The 16,722-nt window shown below is 63.2% G+C and carries 17 protein-coding genes and 2 tRNA genes; 5 read left to right on the top strand and 14 right to left on the bottom strand.

The genetic code is table 11. The features are described from left to right. Window positions 1–32 precede the first annotated feature (32 nt). Both OSH05_RS07260 and OSH05_RS07255 read left to right on the top strand, forming a co-directional pair. Window positions 33–1,166, top strand: a complete 1,134-nt coding sequence (locus OSH05_RS07260) for an NAD(P)/FAD-dependent oxidoreductase (protein ID WP_104216886.1) — start codon at window positions 33–35, stop codon at window positions 1,164–1,166. Window positions 1,167–1,365: 199 nt separating this feature from the next. After that, on the top strand, window positions 1,366–1,977 hold the full coding sequence (locus OSH05_RS07255; RefSeq protein ID WP_104216887.1) for a DUF805 domain-containing protein: 612 nt from the start codon (window positions 1,366–1,368) through the stop codon (window positions 1,975–1,977). A 157-nt stretch (window positions 1,978–2,134) separates the two neighbouring features. Here OSH05_RS07255 and OSH05_RS07250 read toward each other — a convergent pair. The 10 genes from OSH05_RS07250 to OSH05_RS07205 form a co-directional block, all read right to left on the bottom strand. Further along, window positions 2,135–2,210: transfer RNA gene (locus tag OSH05_RS07250), tRNA-Phe, on the bottom strand. A gap of 148 nt (window positions 2,211–2,358) precedes the next feature. Continuing rightward, window positions 2,359–2,577: a DNA gyrase inhibitor YacG gene (gene yacG, locus OSH05_RS07245; RefSeq protein ID WP_104216888.1), complete on the bottom strand. Its 219-nt coding sequence runs from the start codon at window positions 2,575–2,577 to the stop codon at window positions 2,359–2,361. 11 nt (window positions 2,578–2,588) lie between these two features. Next, window positions 2,589–3,230 carry a Maf-like protein gene (locus OSH05_RS07240; protein WP_104216889.1) on the bottom strand — a complete coding sequence of 214 codons (642 nt, stop codon included), beginning with the start codon at window positions 3,228–3,230 and terminating at the stop codon, window positions 2,589–2,591. Between the two features lie 89 nt (window positions 3,231–3,319). Beyond that, the gene (locus OSH05_RS07235) at window positions 3,320–3,802 is read right to left on the bottom strand and encodes an arsenate-mycothiol transferase ArsC (RefSeq protein WP_104216890.1); all 483 of its coding nucleotides are present in this window, start codon (window positions 3,800–3,802) and stop codon (window positions 3,320–3,322) included. 3 nt (window positions 3,803–3,805) lie between these two features. After that, window positions 3,806–4,294 carry a UPF0262 family protein gene (locus OSH05_RS07230; protein WP_104216891.1) on the bottom strand — a complete coding sequence of 163 codons (489 nt, stop codon included), beginning with the start codon at window positions 4,292–4,294 and terminating at the stop codon, window positions 3,806–3,808. A gap of 36 nt (window positions 4,295–4,330) precedes the next feature. Then, on the bottom strand, window positions 4,331–5,623 hold the full coding sequence (gene hisD / locus OSH05_RS07225) for a histidinol dehydrogenase (RefSeq protein ID WP_104216892.1): 1,293 nt from the start codon (window positions 5,621–5,623) through the stop codon (window positions 4,331–4,333). Window positions 5,624–5,696: 73 nt separating this feature from the next. Beyond that, the gene (locus tag OSH05_RS07220) at window positions 5,697–6,518 is read right to left on the bottom strand and encodes a hypothetical protein (RefSeq protein ID WP_104216893.1); all 822 of its coding nucleotides are present in this window, start codon (window positions 6,516–6,518) and stop codon (window positions 5,697–5,699) included. A gap of 74 nt (window positions 6,519–6,592) precedes the next feature. Beyond that, window positions 6,593–7,045, bottom strand: a complete 453-nt coding sequence (locus OSH05_RS07215) for a DUF2948 family protein (RefSeq protein WP_207778670.1) — start codon at window positions 7,043–7,045, stop codon at window positions 6,593–6,595. Between the two features lie 76 nt (window positions 7,046–7,121). Further along, window positions 7,122–8,411, bottom strand: a complete 1,290-nt coding sequence (gene murA, locus OSH05_RS07210) for a UDP-N-acetylglucosamine 1-carboxyvinyltransferase (protein WP_104217633.1) — start codon at window positions 8,409–8,411, stop codon at window positions 7,122–7,124. 125 nt (window positions 8,412–8,536) lie between these two features. Beyond that, the gene (locus OSH05_RS07205; protein ID WP_104216895.1) at window positions 8,537–8,725 is read right to left on the bottom strand and encodes a hypothetical protein; all 189 of its coding nucleotides are present in this window, start codon (window positions 8,723–8,725) and stop codon (window positions 8,537–8,539) included. Between the two features lie 122 nt (window positions 8,726–8,847). Here OSH05_RS07205 and OSH05_RS07200 point away from each other — a divergent pair. Beyond that, a tRNA-Thr gene (locus OSH05_RS07200) sits at window positions 8,848–8,922 on the top strand. Window positions 8,923–9,107: 185 nt separating this feature from the next. Here OSH05_RS07200 and OSH05_RS07195 read toward each other — a convergent pair. After that, window positions 9,108–9,629, bottom strand: a complete 522-nt coding sequence (locus OSH05_RS07195) for a hypothetical protein (RefSeq protein WP_104216896.1) — start codon at window positions 9,627–9,629, stop codon at window positions 9,108–9,110. A 1-nt stretch (window position 9,630) separates the two neighbouring features. Further along, window positions 9,631–10,569, bottom strand: a complete 939-nt coding sequence (locus tag OSH05_RS07190; RefSeq protein WP_133163031.1) for a hypothetical protein — start codon at window positions 10,567–10,569, stop codon at window positions 9,631–9,633. A 485-nt stretch (window positions 10,570–11,054) separates the two neighbouring features. On the opposite strand from OSH05_RS07190, the gene lhgO reads away from it, so the two are divergent. Further along, window positions 11,055–12,236 carry an L-2-hydroxyglutarate oxidase gene (gene lhgO / locus OSH05_RS07185; protein WP_104216898.1) on the top strand — a complete coding sequence of 394 codons (1,182 nt, stop codon included), beginning with the start codon at window positions 11,055–11,057 and terminating at the stop codon, window positions 12,234–12,236. Window positions 12,237–12,263: 27 nt separating this feature from the next. Here lhgO and OSH05_RS07180 read toward each other — a convergent pair whose 3' ends face one another. After that, a complete protein-coding gene (locus OSH05_RS07180; protein WP_104216899.1) occupies window positions 12,264–13,844 on the bottom strand; it encodes a glucan biosynthesis protein in 1,581 nt (526 codons plus the stop codon). A gap of 382 nt (window positions 13,845–14,226) precedes the next feature. Between OSH05_RS07180 and OSH05_RS07175 the strand changes: the two genes are divergently transcribed. Beyond that, window positions 14,227–15,003, top strand: coding sequence for a universal stress protein (locus OSH05_RS07175; protein ID WP_104216900.1), 777 nt, complete (start codon window positions 14,227–14,229; stop codon window positions 15,001–15,003). An 8-nt stretch (window positions 15,004–15,011) separates the two neighbouring features. Here OSH05_RS07175 and murJ read toward each other — a convergent pair whose 3' ends face one another. After that, a complete protein-coding gene (gene murJ, locus OSH05_RS07170; RefSeq protein WP_266352110.1) occupies window positions 15,012–16,652 on the bottom strand; it encodes a murein biosynthesis integral membrane protein MurJ in 1,641 nt (546 codons plus the stop codon). Window positions 16,653–16,722 lie beyond the last annotated feature (70 nt).

Genomic DNA, 16,722 nt, shown 5'->3' with positions numbered 1-16,722 from the left:
CGTCGAAGCCGGCATACATCAGGACAGATCTCATGAAGACCCGCATTCTCATCCTCGGAGCCGGCTTTGGCGGGCTGGAGCTTTCGACTTCCCTTTCCGAAGCGCTAGGTGACAGTATCGACGTAACCCTGATCGACAAGGCCGAGGGCTTGGTCTTCGGTTTTGCCAAGCTCGATCTGATGTTCGGACGATCGAGCGAGGCAGCGATCCGCCATCCCTATGCCGACTACGCCAAGCCCGGTGTCCGGCTCTTGCGCGAAGCTGTCACCGCGATCGATCCTGAATCGCGGCGTGTCACGACTGACAAAGGCGTGCACGAAGCCGATATTCTGGTGGTGGCGCTCGGCGCCGATTATGACGTTTCCGGCACGCCAGGGGTCGTTCTTGGCAGGAACGAGTTCTACTCGGTCGCCGGTGCGGCGCATATCGCCAGCGTCCTGCCAGGCTTCACGGGCGGTGATGTGGTGATTGGCGTCTGCGGTGCTCCTTATAAATGCCCGCCGGCGCCCAGCGAATGCGCGCTGATGCTGCACGACTATCTCGTGGCGCGCGGGCTGCGCGAGGCAACGCGCATCACCTATGTCAATCCGCTGCCCTCCCCGGTGCCACCCTCTCCGGAAACCTCGAAGGCGCTGCTCGAGGAATTCGCCAGGCGTGCCATCACCTTCATCCCCAACACGCGCGTCACCGCCGTCGATGAGGGCGCACGCAGCGTGGCACTGGACAATGGCGGATCGCTACCCTGCGATCTCTTCCTCGGCGTGCCGAAGAACCGTGCCGCCGATGTCGTCGTCGCAGCTGGCATGACCGAAAATGGCTGGGTGCCAGTCGATCCGCGCACGCTGCAGACCAAATACGCCGGCGTCTATGCGGTAGGCGACCTGGCCAATACCGGGGCGCCCAAGGCGGGCGTCTTTGCCGAGGGCGCCGCCCGCGCCGTCGCCGCCAACATCATCTCGCAGCTCCGCCGGGAGGAGGAGACGGCCAAGAATCCCGGCGCCGGATCCTGCTACATCGAGTTCGGTGCCAATCGCATCGCGCGGGTGGATGTCGATTTCTTCTCCGGCCCCAAGCCGACAGGCACCTTCTATCAGCCCTCCGAGGCCCTGCGGGTCGACAAGGAGCATTTCGGCTCAAGCCGCCGGGCGCGCTGGTTCGGCCGGTAGAGGACGGTGAGCCAGTTCGCCGCACGCACGCCCTGGCGGCGACGAACCGTTGCCATGTTCACGCGGAGGTCGCCCGGAGGCGCAAGTACAAGTTGAAACTTGGAGGCCGGCGCAGGTAGAACTCTTCGGGGCTGCTCTAGCAGCAGCCGGAGGATTCGCTGCGGTTTGCCCAGCGTTGATCCAGGCAGGTCGGGGGACGATGAATATTCTAGGCGCCATCGGCTTCAATCTACGAAACGTGGCTCGTTTCCGAGGAAGGGATTCGCGATCCCGCTTCTGGCCCTACGCCATATTGATCGTGGTCCTGACGTCGATTTCTGCAGCGAAAGTCATGATGCCGGAGCTGACGAGCTCGATTGAACGCACACATCGCTTCGCGATCGAAAACCCTGACAAGGCAACTATCGAGTCGCATGCCGGTGGATACACCGTCCATCTCCGGGGATTCTATCCGGAATTGATGCCGCGACTCGACAAGATTCTGCCCGGGCTCGCCGCGGTGCTGGGCGTCGGCGTCATCTTGCTGGCGGCATCGATATCCCGCCGTCTGCATGACAGCGGCAGGACAGCGGCTTGGATGTTGTTGCCGATCCCGATGCTGGTGATTGGCTTGGTTCTCTTTGCTACTCTATTCGCCGTCTTCATGGCGGGCGAGTTCGAGTTCAACTTTCTATTCATCGGCCTTTTTGTTGTGTTGTTGCTCAACAACTTCGCCTATCTCGGCTCGCTCCTCTTCCTGATCGCCATGCTCGCCAAGCCCAGCCAGACCGGCGACAACCTATACGGGCCCGCGCCTGCGACCCCAACATAGAGCGGTCGAGCGGCCTGGCCATAGGTTCGTGTGAAAGGGCGATGCGTCAGAGCCTTGGATTCCTAAACTACTCCGGCAGACACCGAGTAGCCTTGGCGATCCAGAGCAGGCGTCAACCCGCCTCGGGTGAATTGTTCGGAGTCTGCAAAGGCAAGAGTGGTGCCTAGGGCTGGAATCGAACCAGCGACACGCGGATTTTCAATCCGCTGCTCTACCAACTGAGCTACCTAGGCCCGGCGATCCGGGCAGTTGCCTCGGTCGCGAAGACACGGCCTTATAGGGGAGCCTCGCGGACCTGTCCAGAGGCCGAAAGCGTCGACTTCATCCTGTGGAAAGCTGCGGTGGCAAAGCCGTCGCGCATCCGGTCGAACGGGGCGACAATCAGCCTTCCGCCTCGTCGTCCTCGCTGTCGGCTTCCACCGCGGGAATCGCATAGGCGCCCGAGAACCAGCGGTGGAGATCGAGATCCTTGCAGCGCTTCGAACAGAACGGATAGGCGGCCCGCGTCGATTCCTGGCTGCAGATCGGACAAGGCCGCGGCGGCCGCAAGGGCACGATCTCAGCGCGTTTCGGCGGCGTATCCGATGTCCTGTCCGTCATCCGTTTCGTCCTTACGCCAGTCCGAGCCAGCCTTTGCGGGTCGGAAAGCCTTCTCCCTCCAGCATCGTCACGGTCTCGTAGAGCGGCAGGCCCACGACCGAGCTGTACGAGCCGACGAGGCGCACGACGAAGGTGCCGGCGAGGCCCTGAATCGCATAGCCGCCCGCCTTGTCGCGCCACTCTCCCGATCCCAGATAGGTATCCATCTCCTCGCGCGAAAGGCGCTTGAAGCGCACCTTTGTCTCGATGAGACGCTGGCGGATCGCGCCCTTCGGCGTCAGCAGGCAGATAGCGGTGTAGACCCGGTGCGAGCGGCCGGAGAGCAGCATCAGGCATTCGGCCGCCTGATCGTGGAACTCCGCCTTGGGCAGGATCCGGCGTCCCACGGCGACGACCGTGTCGGCCGACAGGATGTAGGCGCCCGCGAATTCCGGCGTTCGCGCCGCCATGGCCCGCGCCGCATCGGCCTTGGACCGCGCGAGGCGCTTGGCCAGGCTGCGGGGTAGTTCGTTCCTCAGCGGGGTCTCGTCGACCGAGGTCGGCAGCAGGCTGTCCGGCTCGATGCCGGCTTGGGCGAGCAGCTGCAGCCGTCTGGGGCTGGCGGAGGCGAGCAGGAGCTTGGGCTCTGGCAAAGATTTGGGCGTGCCGGTCATCCGTCCGTCCGGTCGAGGGGAAGCCGCCTCAGCGGCGAAGCGGCGGGACCGTAGCGGAATTCGCCCGGCAAGGAAACGCCCAGGGTCGCTCAGCCGCTTGGCGTCGGCATCCAGCCGAAGCGGGCCTTGATCCGCTGCGAGAGCTGGTCTCGCACATCGCGATAGGCGTCGAGGATCTGGTCGCGCGAGCCGCTCACCAGCGTCGGATCGGCCGTCGGCCAGTACTCGACCGAGAGCGCCATCGTTCGCGTCAGTTCGAGTGCGCGATGATGCGCTTCGGGCGAGAGCGTGATCACGACGTCGAAATTCGTGTCTTCGAGATCCTCGATCGTGTGCGGACGGTGCCGGGACAGATCGATGCCGCGTTCTTCCATGACAGCCGTCACGAAGGGATCGGTCTCGCCCTTGCGAACGCCGGCCGATTCGACATAGAGCCCGCGCGGAAAGAGCTGGCGAGCCATGGCGGCGCCCATGGGCGAGCGCACTGTGTTCATGCCGCAGACGAAGAGCACCGATCCCGGCTGCCGCTGCCTTGCCGGATCGGCCGGCCCGGGGGCGTCGCTGGCCGCCACGGCTCAGCCTTTCCAGTGCAGGGCGCAGACAAGGGTGAACAGGCGCCGCGCCGTCTCGAAATCGACGATGATCTTGCCGGCGAGCCGCTGCATCAAAAGGCGGGACCCCTCATCGTGGACGCCGCGCCGGCCCATGTCGATCGTCTCGATCTGGCTGGGCGTCGCGGTGCGGATCGCGGCATAGTAACTGTCGCAGATCAGGAAATAATCCTTCACGATCTTCCGAAGCGGCGTCAGCGACAGGAGATGCAGGACAAGCGGCTGGTCCTGATCGTCGCGGATATCAAAGACGAGGCGGTTGTCGCGCACGGCCAGATGCAGCCGATAGCCGCCGGTCGGATGGCCGGGCAGGACGAAGCGGTTGTCCTCGATCAGGTCGTAGACGGCGATGTTCCGCTCATGCTCGACATCGGCCGTGGAACGTCCGATCGAGGCCGCGTCGAACTCCACGGCCACGAGCCGGCCCGTCTCTCCCTGCAGCTCCACCGCCATCGTTCCGCCTTCGAGCGTTTCCCGGGGGCGATCCTGCTACAGATTGAGCCGGATCGCCACCGACCTCGCATGAGCGCCGAGCCCCTCGGCCTCGGCCAGCGCGATCGCCGCGGGGCCGAGCGCGCGAAGTTGTTCGGGACCCGTCCGGAGGATCGAGGTCCGCTTGACGAAATCGAGCACGGAAAGCCCGGACGAGAAGCGGGCCGAGCGCGCCGTCGGCAGCACATGGTTGGAGCCGCCGACATAATCGCCGATCACTTCCGGCGTCGTGCGGCCGACGAAGATTGCGCCGGCATTGCGGACGGCGGCGAGCAGCGGCTCCGGATCGGCGGCGGCGATTTCCAGATGCTCGGGCGCCAGTCGGTTGACGAGCGGGATGGCATCACCGAGCGACGCGACCTCGATGACGGCGCCATAGTCGCGCCAGCTCGCGCTCGCGGTCTCGCCACGCGGCAATGTCTTCAACTGCCGTTCGACGGCGGCCTCGACGGCATCCGCGAAAGCGGCGTCATCCGTGATCAGGATCGATTGCGCCGCCGTATCGTGCTCGGCCTGGGCGAGGAGGTCGGCGGCGATCCAGTCCGGATCATTGTCGCCATCGGCGAGGATCAGCACTTCCGAGGGGCCGGCTATCATGTCGATGCCGACCGTCCCGAATACCTGGCGCTTGGCGGCGGCCACATAGGCATTGCCGGGTCCGACGATCTTATAGACCGGCCGGATCGTCTGCGTCCCGTAGGCCAGCGCCGCGATCGCCTGTGCGCCGCCGATCCGGTAAAGCTCGTCGATGCCGGCGAGCCGAGCCGCCACCAGTACGAGCGGGTTGATCACCCCATCCGGCGAGGGCACCACCATGACGACGCGGTCGACGCCGGCGACCTTGGCCGGAACGGCGTTCATCAATACGGAACTCGGATAGGAGGCGGTGCCGCCCGGCACATAGAGCCCGACCGCCTCGATCGCCGTCCAGCGCGAGCCGAGCTCGACACCGAGCGCATCGACATAGCGATCATCGGCAGGCTTCTGGCGCAGATGATGGGAGCGGATACGGTCGCGCGCCAGCACCAGCGCGGCGCGGGTGCGATCGTCGACCTGTTGCTCTGCCTCCTCGAACTCGGCCTCGCCGACCCGCATGGCCGGCGCCGTCATCTCCAGCCGGTCGAAGCGCTTTGTATAGTCCAGCACCGCCGCATCGCCCCGCGCGCGCACATCGGCGAGGATCGCGCGCACCGCGCTGTCGACATCCTCCGATACCTCGCGCTTCGTCGCGAGAAGCGCGGTGAAGCGGGTGTCGAAATCGGGGTCGGTGTGCGAGAGACGAATGGCCAAGACACGGCTCCTCTTGTGCGAGCGACGTGTCTAGCGCGGCTAAGGCGATGGGAAAAGCGGTTCCCGCGAAACGTTACGGTGCCGCGAGCACTACGGTCGCCGGATTGTCCTGCTCCAGCTTGGTGATCATGGGCGCAGAGGGGTACTCCAGCGCTCTGTATATGTGCGAAGCGGCTGCGGTGGTGACCATGCAAGTGACCAGGGCGGAAGTTGCATAGAGGAACACAGCGAGAAGACCCATCACCAATTGGCCGGTATCGAGGTACGAAACCACAGCGCCGGGCACAAAGAGTAGAATTGATGAGGGGGTTGAGCAGAAAATCGATACGATAAATATCTTCCAGAAGCGTCCTTTCGAGAGGCGGAAGAAATATGAAATATTTCGGTCATCACAAATTGCTATCGCAGGAAATATCGGGCTGAAACGAGCCTTTATATACATCATAAATAATCCGGCAGCGGGACAAATTATTACAATTCCAGTAAAATAAAGGTAACTTATGCCAAATGATGTCAGCTGAAACACAAAAACGAATGCCGTGTACTTCCAGAACTGCCTCCGTCGTAGCGAAGCGGAACAAGCGGAAGATTGCTGCTCACATAGAACATAGCGATGGATCGCGATCTGCAGCGAAATCGTTGCAAGCGCGACAGCGAAAAGAAAGGGCTGCGCCGCAGAACTTAATGCCAGCCGGTCCGCTAGAGGTATATCTCGTAGGAATTGGTCAGGTTGGAGGCCGAGCGCACTGCGAACCGCGAAGATCAGCAACAGCAGGAGGAATGTCGTAAACACAACCAAGGGTATCGCGCGGGCGGCTCGCCACGAATCGGCATAGGCCGCACCTACAATGCGTGAGACCGAAAAATTTCCGGGCTTCTGCTGTATTTGTTCCACGTGACCGATGCCCCCCTATCATCTCGGGGCATCTTATTCACACCACCTGATTGTGCAATGACAGGAGGGGCTGGTCAGGCCACCTGTGTGTCTACCCCATGCTCCGGGCAGCAGGCCGTGGCCCAGGCCGGGCCGAGGTCGCTGATCGCTGCTTCGATGCATTCGACGTCGAGCGCGATGGCGCCGCCGCCGGCGAAGATCAGCGTCACGGTGCCGGCCGGCTCCTCGGCGCCGTCAAAGCCGATGGCGAGGAGGTCGAGCACGGCCTCGGGATCGCTGCGATCGATGCCGGCCGAGCGGACGGCGAGGACGCGGTCGAAATGAAAGCCAGCGCGGCGCCGCTCCCATGTCTTGCGAATGGCGCCCTCGGCAGGCTTTTCCCAGACGAAGCGGTTGATCACCGCCGCAAAGCGCTTCTCCTTGGCAAGAAACGTCATGTCGCGAACCTTCAGGACGGCATCCTGGACATGCGCCGATACGACGGCGAGGTCATCGACATCGAAAGCCACAAGTTTAAGACGGTCCATCTTCATTCACCCATCGTTGCTGGCACGGTGGAGCGAAGGTGGTGTCGGCCCGTTGGAAAAGCAAGCGCCGCGACGCTCAGCCCGCGATGCGCTCGATGGTGGCGCCGCAGCGCGACAGCTTGTCCTCCAGCCGCTCGAAGCCGCGGTCGAGGTGATAGACGCGGTTCACCATTGTCTCGCCCTCGGCGGCGAGGCCGGCGATGACCAGCGAGACCGAAGCGCGAAGGTCTGTCGCCATCACCGGCGCGCCCTTCAGCATCGGCACGCCGACGATGGTCGCATTCTGTCCGTCCAGATGGATCTCGGCGCCGAGGCGGGCGAGTTCCTGGACATGCATGAACCGGTTCTCGAAAATCGTCTCGCGGATATGCGACGTCCCATCGGCGCGGCAGACCAGCGCCATGAGCTGCGCCTGCAGATCGGTCGGGAAGCCGGGGAACGGTTCGGTCGTCACGTTGACCGGCTGGAGGTCCGCGCCATTGCGATAGATGCGGATGCCTTCGTTTGTCGGCGTGATCTCGGCGCCGACCTGGCTGAGTATCTCCAGCGGGCGGGCCAGATCGTCATAGCGGGCGCCTTCGAGCAGCACGTCGCCGCCCGTCATCGTCACGGCCATGGCATAGGTGCCGGCCTCGATCCGGTCCGGCATGACCGCGTGGCGGGCACCATGCAGGCGATCGACGCCGTGGATGTGGATCGTCGACGTTCCGGCGCCGGAGATGCGCGCGCCCATCTTGATCAGGCATTCGGCGAGGTCGACGATCTCCGGCTCGCGCGCCGCGTTCTCGATCACCGTTTCGCCCTTGGCGAGCGTCGCCGCCATCATCGTCACATGGGTAGCGCCGACCGTGACCTTCGGAAACACGACGCGGCCGCCCGTCAGGCCGTTCGGCGCGCTCGCGACGACATAGCCGGCATCGATCTCGATCGTGGCGCCGAGTTTCTCCAGCGCCTCGAGGAACAGATCGACCGGCCGCGTGCCGATCGCACAGCCGCCCGGCAGGGAAACCTTGGCGAAGCCCTCGCGGGCGAGAAGCGGCCCGATGACCCAGAAGCTCGCCCGCATTTTCGAGACGAGATCATAGGGCGCGGTGGTGTCGACGATGGTGCGGGCCGTGAAATGCACCGTCTCGCCGGAAAGCTCGGCCTCGCCCGCGCGCTTGCCCGAAACGGTCATGTCGACGCCGTGATTGCCGAGGATGCGCTTCAGCATCGCGACATCGGCGAGGCGCGGCATGTTGGCGAGCGTCAGCGTCTCGTCCGTCAGCAAGCTTGCGATCATCAGCGGCAGGGCGGCGTTCTTGGCGCCCGAGATCGGGATCGTGCCATTGAGGCGCGAGCCACCGACGATGCGGATTTTGTCCATGCAGGCGGGCCTTTCGCTGGTTCCGGCGAGCGATTCGAAAATCAAAAGCGCCCCGTCCGAGGTTCGCCGGTTTAGCTCAGGAATGCGGCCGACTCAAGGAATGCGGGCAAGGGCTGTGACGAGGATCACGCACTGTCGTCGTCGGGCGCCGGCTGGCCGAAATCATCGAGCCCGGCCCGCCGCGCCGCCTTCCGGCGTGAAAGATTGGCCCGAAGCGCCGCCGAAAGCCGCTCGGCGCGCTCTCTCTCCTTCCGGCTTGCCGCCGTCTCCGGTGTCTTTTCGGCCGAAGCCGCAGGTTCCTCGTCTCGTCCCATCGTCCCGCAGATCCCGGCATTTGGAAGCCAGCCGGGGACTTCGCTGCGAAAGCATCCCCGGGCGCTTGATCCCACCGCCCCTCTGTGGCAGAAGACCGCCGTCCGCGCCAGCCGCCGACCACGCTGCAGTAGCTCAGTGGTAGAGCACTCCCTTGGTAAGGGAGAGGTCGAGAGTTCAATCCTCTCTTGCAGCACCATTTTTCTATAATGCCGTCAATCTCTTATGAGAGCGGAGTTCCACCTCTAAGATCGTGTTTAATGCAGAACGATGCGGGACCCTGCGAGCATTCCGGCACGTTTTTGACACCCTGATTCCAGCTTTGTTCCCTGTCGGCTTTAGAGATGAATGACGCGGCGACAGGAGGATGACAGTGAGAACCGATCAAAAATGGCGCTGCGGCTGGCGGTCGGAGGAATTTGCATCGACGTTAGCCGCGATACCGCTTGCTTGGCGCCGGCGCTCTATTTCCATATCGATTCGGCCGAGGTTCAGTTTAAGGAGAGCGTTGGGCAATGCAAACGTCAGCATGAACGACGTAACGCCAGCAAATAAGAATGCTCTCTCAATCGTGACCTTAATCCAACAGGGCGCGGGTGATCCGCGTATGAGTACACCCGCGAACAAAATGCCTATTGCGATGAGGTATATTATGAAAAGCCAAACATGATTGATAAGACGATGCTCAATTGTTTCGCGTCGTAGCTCCGCAACGCGCCAGGAGCCTGCAGGAATCATTGCTGGATCGCCTACGATAGCTATGATTGCGACCAAGAATCCAGCGAAAACCGTTAGAACAGTTACTATAATTACCAGCGCATCGGAATTTCCGCGCACATAAGGCTGCCCAAAATAGGCCGCAAGCCCACCAATCGTTGCGCAGAACGCGATGAAGACGATTTTCATCTCATTGTTCAATCGTTCCGTTGCTAACTAATTTATCAAAGAAAGCCTTCAGGCTAAGCCACGCATCCTCCCGCGTAACCGATTTTCCTAGTGACTCGATAAGAGTATGCGTCTTTACTGCGATTGATTGAGGCGTAATTTTCTGATCGTCGTTTGTTATTATTGCGAAGTCGTCGCCTACCTGCTGGTCGGTGACGATCTTCTCACCTAAGGCCTGTAGGCGAGCGTCTCCGACGCTCTTGCCCTTCATCCTTCCGTCCTTCTTTAGGACAACAGATACGGTAAGCGCATCGGGCGTTACATCATGCTCGGATCCGAGAACGGCCTTGACGGACTTGGCCAATGCCCCAAGCATTCCCTGAGGATGATGTTGTCGTTGAATATAGCTCATCGATGCCTGATATAGAACGGCGCCGAGATGTATTTCTTTGACACCTTGCATCTGCAAGGTCTTCAACGCGTCTTGATCTGAGACCGGTTGTAGAATGAATTGATCAGCATCGTGTCTTATTTTCGCAAGGGAAAGAAATTTTTGTAGGAAAAAATCCACGGCCTGCGCTGATATAGATGTTGTACAAAGAACGACTTCGTCACGACAAACGTATAATAGCGCGTCACCATCCATAAATTCACGATTGTCGGGAGGTTCGACAGTTGTAACGTCAATCGAAAGGGTTGTTTTTGTCACCTTCGGTACTGCGGAAGCCTGTTCGCCAGGAGTGTCTTCGGTAATGTGTAGGTATGCAGCGGCGTTTCCGTCTGGCTTTATGTGTGCAAGCCGAAGCCATTGACCACCATCCCGCTGAATAGATCGATCTGTCGCGGTATTGAGCTTGGTTGCTGCCTGTATCAGCAGGTGCCCCAAGGTGGTAGATGACGGCTGCTTGGTTATCCAAGACGCCCGGCGATAGTTTAACGTTTTTTCCCTCTTGTCAGTCACTCAACTCCCTCCCCACCCGGTGACAAGAGAATTGCACAACCCACGATAAAAGCAAAAGTTGGTATTACCCCGCTCACATGACCTTCGCGACGACCACGCCCCACAGCCAGAATATGAGCGCTGAAAGGGTGCTGCCGGCCAGTCACTATGACCGATCTGGATTTGACGAAATCGAGCGTCGATCGTCATGTCGAAGCGTATTGATTTTCTAAGTGACGAGTTTCTTCACCCAGTAGGTCCTGCGCGGAACGCCGACCAATGATGTCCGCCGCCGTCAACTCAGTCTCGCCGTCTCTTTGCCGCACTATCCCCCCGCGAAATCGCCTCGCAATCGAGGGTGTGGCCGGCGCAAATGGCGCCTCGATCCGGCGGCGCCCCTATGGCCGCCTTCGACCGGGCTATAACCTCCAGAGCCACTCCCCCGTGTGGCGCAAGGCGCCCTGTGGTGTCATGGTCCGACGCAGGCCACAGTTCGGGAATCGGGGATGTACGACTATATCGTGATCGGCGGCGGCATCGTCGGGCTGGCGACGCTTCGGGCGTTGCAGCGGCGGCGGCCGCAGGATCGGTTCCTGCTGCTGGAGAAGGAAGTCGAGGTCGGATCGCACCAGACCGGCCATAATAGCGGCGTCATCCATGCCGGTATCTATTATGCGCCGGGCAGCCTCAAGGCTCGCCTCTGCCGCGAGGGCGCCGAGGCGACCAAGGCGTTCTGCCAAACCCATGGCATCCCCTATGACGAATGCGGAAAGCTGCTCGTCGCCACCAGTGAGCAGGAACTGGCCCGCATGGGCGACCTGGCCGTGCGCGCCGAGACGAACGGCATCGCCATCGAGCGCATCTCCGCTGGGGAACTTGCCGAGCGCGAGCCGAATATCGCCGGACGCGGGGCGCTGCTGGCCGGCTCGACGGCCATTGTCGACTACCGCCGGATCTGCCGGGCGCTCGCCGCCGAGGCCGAGGCGAAAGGCGCTACCATCGCGCTGGGACGTGCGGCGCTTGCGATCCGCGAAACCGTCGATGGCATCGAGGTCGATACGGCGGAGGGCAGCCTGAAATCCCGCAAGCTCGTCGCCTGCGCGGGTCTGCAATCGGACCGGATCGCCCGGATGGCGGGACTGGAGACCGCGCACCGGATCATCCCGTTCCGCGGCGAATATTATGTGTTGCCGGAAGCGAAGAACGACATCGTCCGGCATCTCATCTATCCGATTCCGGATCCGGACCTGCCCTTTCTCGGCATCCATCTGACGCGGATGATCGATGGCCGCGTCACGGTCGGGCCGAACGCCGTGCTCGGCCTCGCTCGCGAGGGCTATGCCAAGAGCGCGGTCAATTGGCGGGATATCGCCGACATGGTGGCCTTCCCCGGCTTCTGGCGCGTCCTTGGCTCCAATTGGCGGTCCGGCCTGACGGAGATGCGCAACTCGCTGCTGCGCTCAGGCTATCTGGAGCAATGCCGCAAATATTGCCCATCGCTCCGGGTCGACGACCTGAAGCCCTATCCCGCCGGCATAAGGGCGCAGGCCGTGCTGGCCGACGGCTCGCTGGTGCATGATTTTCTGTTCGGCGGCACCGACAGGATGCTGCATGTCCTCAACGCGCCATCCCCCGCCGCGACGTCGGCGCTGCCGATCGGGGAGATGATTGCCGACCGGATCCTGTAACCGGCCGGCAGCATCTTTCGCCGCGCCTCAGACCGGGCTGAGCTTCGGGAAATACTGATAGAGCCAGGTCTCCGTCAGCGCGGTGCCGTCCTTGCCGCGGACGTAGAGGCGCATGTCGAGCGGGGCGTCGCCCTCGACGACCGTGTCGAAGAAGGCGCGGTAGAGGCCCGGCTCGCCGGCGACGACCGGGAAGGCGTCGGCGAGGGTGACCTTGCCGCGCGAGAGTGTGATCTCGGGCGTGCCGTCGCCGCGCTTCAGGCTGTCGGCCTTGCCGCCGCGGAAATCGATCACGAAACGGATGCTGCCCGGCGGGCGTGGCTGGCCCGGAATGCCGCCGACGCCGATATAGGTCGCCTGGACGCGGGCGAGATCCGCCGGGAAGGGCTCGTCGGCGTTCCAGTACATGCGATAGGAGAAATCGAGCGCCGCGCCGGGAACCGCCGGCTTGTCCGGAACCCAGTAGACGACGATGTTGTCGTCATATTCGCGGTCGGTCGGGATCTCGACCAGTTGGATCTGGCCCTTGCCCCATTTTCCCTTGGGCTCGATCCAGACGCTCGGCCGCCGATCGTAGAACACGCCGTCGTCCTGATAGTGGTCGAAATTGCGGTCGCGCTGCAGCAGCCCGAAGCCGCGAATGTCCGCATCGAGAAAGCTGTTGGTCGAGACGAAGGGCGGATCGTTGAGCGGCCGCCAGATGCGCTCGCCCGTGCCGGTCCACATGGCGAGGCCATCGGAGTCATGGATTTCCGGCCGCCAGTCGATGGCGCGGCGGCGCACCGTCTCCGAATACCAGTACATCGAGGTCAGCGGCGCGACGCCGAGGCGCTGGATCGGCTTGCGCGGATAGAGCGTGCAATCGACGTCGATTTCGGCGCCCTTGTCCTTCGAGGCGACCATGCGATAGGCGCCGGTGATGCTGGGGCCGTCGAGCAGGCAGTAGATAATGACTTCGTTCTCGACGCCGGCTGTCCGTTCCAGCCAGAACTGCGAGAAGCGGGGGAATTCCTCCTGCGCGTCGGGCAGGGCGGTGTCGATGGCAATGCCGCGCGCCGAGAGGCCATATTGGTCGAGCGCGCCGGAGGAGCGGAAATAGGAGGCGCCCAGAAAGGCGAGCCAGTCCGTCTTTTGCGATGGCGCCTCGACGCGGAAGCCGGAGAAGCCGATATCGTCGGGAAGGTCTCGCGCCGGATGCTTGGCGGGCAAGTCGAAATAGCGCTGGCGGTAGAGAATCTCGCGTGCCTCGCCGTTTTCGACGACATGGATCAGGCACGGCTCCTGGAAATACTTGCCGAGATGGAAGAGTTGGACCGGCGCCCCGCCCTTTCCGTCCGACCAGAGCGAATAATCCTTGTTGAACTGGATCGCCTGGAAATTGTCATAGTCGATCTTGTCGAGGATCGCGCCATAAGGTGAGCGCTCGTCTTTCCAGGGCTGGCGCGCCGCTTCTTCGGCGATGGCCTTCAGCCGGTCGAACGAGAAGGGCTGCGCCGGGCCGAGGGCGAGGCCTTCATCGGCAGGCGCGGCGTGACCGAGCGAGGGCAGGGTGGAGGCGGCGAGGGCGGAGAGAAGCGTGAGCAGGGTGTCGCGGCGGGTCGGTTGGATCATTTCGATTCTCGTTGGCAAAGCTGCGGAACTATAAATTGCAGCCAGGGGCACATCGCCGATAGCACAGCTCTGCGCGTTTGCGTAGAGCGGCGAATCGTTGCCATGCGGAACGAGGTTTTTCTTGGCGAACGCCGCCGTGGTCCCAGTGTTGTATTGCCACCGCTGGCTGTACCAAGCGCGTCGGCCGGTATCTCGGAATGCCCGCCGCCGGGGCGGCGCGCCGCGCGTGATTGACGCAGGTCAAGGCCCTGATTGGCTTGGCTGCTCTATCGTCATGGCGAGGAGGGGCGGCAGGGCGGAGCCGGGTTGGCACGCCATCAAGGCGCATGAGGGCGTCGATCTGCCGGGCACCCTGTAAGGATCAGGCCGCGGGGTAGACATCGTGAGCATCAAGTCGCTTCTCGTCAGCATCGACATGTCGGAAACCGGACGTGAGCGCATGCAATATGCGTTCGACCTCGCCGAGCAGCATGCGGCCCATCTCGTGGGCTACTACGCCTCGCCGACCGTCGGGATGAACCTCGAAGGCTCGCCTCAGGACATCGCCGAGGCGGTCCATCAGGAATTCGATCGACAGCTCGGCCTCAGACACCTGACCGGCGCCTGGATCCTTGGCGACAGGCCTCTGGCCGCGGATATTGCCGAGCAGATCCGCTACTGCGATCTGGCCCTGATCGGGCTCGGCTCGCCGGACGATATTGGCCCGGATCCACAGGGCTTCCGCATCGAGGAGATCGTACGTTCCTGCGGGCGGCCGATCCTCGGCCTGCCGATCAGCCGCCTGGCGCCGCCGCCCTTCTCGCGCGTTCTCGTCGCCTGGGATGGCAGTCCGCAGGCTTCCCGCGCGCTGCATGATGCGCTTCCGTTGCTGAAGGGCGGCGAGACGATCCACATCGTTTCGCTCGGCGGGGATGGCGCGGCCAAGGCGGAGCGGCTGATCGCCCATCTCGCGCGCCATGGGCTGTCCGCTACATTCGACACGATGCCGACTTTCGAGATGACGATCGGTGACGAGCTTCTGCAACGCGCGGCGCTGCTTGAGGTGGATCTCGTCGTCGCCGGCGCCTATGGCCATTCACGCCTTGGCGAGGATCTGTTCGGCGGCGCCAGCAATACGCTGGTGCATCAGATGCTTGTGCCCATCCTCGTCTCGCACTGAGGCGGGATCTAAGCCCTCTTTCGGCGCAGCCTGCGGGTGAGCATCGTGGCGAGATCGGCGAGTTCGCTCACGCCGAAGAGCCGCGCGGCGAGCGCATAGATGCCGAGCCCGGCGCCGCAGAGGACAGCGCCGCGCCCCAGCAGCGACACGGCGTCGACCCCGGGCAGAACCGTGAGCAGCGCCAGGCGGATCGCCCAGCCGCCGCCGATGGCGATGGCGGCGGCCCCCGCCAGGCGAAGCGCCGCCGACAGCATGCCGGGAACGCCGGAAAGCGATGTTCCCCGCTCCGCCGCCTCGCGGTCGAAGCGACGGCGCTGCAGCCAACCCAGCAGGAAGACATAGACGAGGATCGCCATCGAGCTCGCGACGGCGAGACCGTCGGCGCCGAAATGGATGCGCAGGACGACATAAAGCGGGATCATAGCGATGGTGATCCCCGTGCCGACCAGGGTCGGCAGCCAGGTGCTGCCGAGGGCGTAGAAGCCGCGGCTGATCACCGTCTGCGCCGCCCAGCCGCCGAGCCCGAGGCTGAGGAACACCAGCACGCCCGAAGTGGCCTGCGCATCAGCCGCGGTGAAGCGGCTGCCGAACAGGCCCCAGATCACATAAACCGCCTCGAAGCCGGCCAAGGTCAGGCAGACTTGCGCGCCCAAGATCGCGACCAGCATCAGCCGAACGGCGCGGGCTAGAACCCGGTAGGCTTCGACGACGTCGCCGGCCGCGACCATGCGCGAGATGGTCGGATAGGAGGCGACGCCCGCCGCCATGCCGAAGACGCCGATCGGCACCTTCATCAGCGTGCGGCCATATTGAAGATAGGAGAGCGCGCCGGCCGCCAGATAGGACGCCTGGTTCTTCACGATCCATTCGTCGACGACGACGATCGAGAAGCCAACCATGATCGGCAGCGACAGCACCAGATAGCGCCGCAGATCCTCGTTCTTGAACGAGAAGATCGGGAACCAGCGCATATGGGTCCGCAGGCACCCATAGAGCGGTAGGCCGAACGGGCCGAGGATCGAGCCGGCCAGCACGCCCCAGGCGAAGCCCTCGGCACCAAGCTCGGGATGATAGGCTCCGAAGAGCCCGCCCGCGATGATGCAGCCGGAATAGACCAGCGGCGCGATGGCTGGCAGGGCGTGCCGGTCCTGCGCCATGAGCGAGGCCGAGAGCAGGCCGCCGAGCACATGGAAGAATTGCGCCGGCAGGATGATGCGCATCAGCCGCACCAGCGTTTCGATCTCGGCCGGCGCGGTGAATCCCGGAGCGATGATCTCGGCGAGCGGCCGCGCGAAAATCATCATCAGGGCGATGCCGAGCGTTCCCACGACGAGGATGAAATTGGCGATGACGCTGAACGCCTCCCAGCCACGACACTGGTCGCCCGCCTGGAGGTATTTGAGGAAGATCGGGATGAAGACGATCGAGAGCGCGCCGGCGGCGAGCAGATAGTTCAGGAAGTCGGGCAGGGTGAAGGAAGCGAAATAGAGATCGGCTTGTCGGCTCGCGCCCAGAGTCCGGCCGATGATCTGCTCGCGGACCAGGCCCATGATGCGGGAGAGGAAGATCGAGGCGCCCCAGATCGCCGAGGCGATACCGACCGTGCGGGCGTGGCTCGGGGGGCGTTGGCTCGGCGGCGTATCGGCCAAGGAGGCTTCCTCTTCACGAACGGGTCCGGAGCGGGCCAAGAACCAGCGAGAACCGGCAAGCAGCGGGCCA

Source organism: Kaistia algarum, assembly GCF_026343945.1.
Lineage (GTDB): Bacteria > Pseudomonadota > Alphaproteobacteria > Rhizobiales > Kaistiaceae > Kaistia > Kaistia algarum.
This window is presented reverse-complemented; position numbering and strand designations above follow the sequence as displayed.

What these genes read in the sequence shown, in the direction of transcription:
- OSH05_RS07260 (WP_104216886.1), top strand. Translation starts at nt 33, where the DNA reads ATGAAGACCCGCATTCTCATCCTCGGAGCCGGCTTTGGCGGGCTGGAG.
- OSH05_RS07255 (WP_104216887.1), top strand. Translation starts at nt 1,366, where the DNA reads ATGAATATTCTAGGCGCCATCGGCTTCAATCTACGAAACGTGGCTCGT.
- yacG (WP_104216888.1), bottom strand. Translation starts at nt 2,577, where the DNA reads ATGACGGACAGGACATCGGATACGCCGCCGAAACGCGCTGAGATCGTG.
- OSH05_RS07240 (WP_104216889.1), bottom strand. Translation starts at nt 3,230, where the DNA reads ATGACCGGCACGCCCAAATCTTTGCCAGAGCCCAAGCTCCTGCTCGCC.
- OSH05_RS07230 (WP_104216891.1), bottom strand. Translation starts at nt 4,294, where the DNA reads ATGGCGGTGGAGCTGCAGGGAGAGACGGGCCGGCTCGTGGCCGTGGAG.
- OSH05_RS07215 (WP_207778670.1), bottom strand. Translation starts at nt 7,045, where the DNA reads ATGGACCGTCTTAAACTTGTGGCTTTCGATGTCGATGACCTCGCCGTC.
- murA (WP_104217633.1), bottom strand. Translation starts at nt 8,411, where the DNA reads ATGGACAAAATCCGCATCGTCGGTGGCTCGCGCCTCAATGGCACGATC.
- OSH05_RS07205 (WP_104216895.1), bottom strand. Translation starts at nt 8,725, where the DNA reads ATGGGACGAGACGAGGAACCTGCGGCTTCGGCCGAAAAGACACCGGAG.
- OSH05_RS07195 (WP_104216896.1), bottom strand. Translation starts at nt 9,629, where the DNA reads ATGAAAATCGTCTTCATCGCGTTCTGCGCAACGATTGGTGGGCTTGCG.
- lhgO (WP_104216898.1), top strand. Translation starts at nt 11,055, where the DNA reads ATGTACGACTATATCGTGATCGGCGGCGGCATCGTCGGGCTGGCGACG.
- OSH05_RS07180 (WP_104216899.1), bottom strand. Translation starts at nt 13,844, where the DNA reads ATGATCCAACCGACCCGCCGCGACACCCTGCTCACGCTTCTCTCCGCC.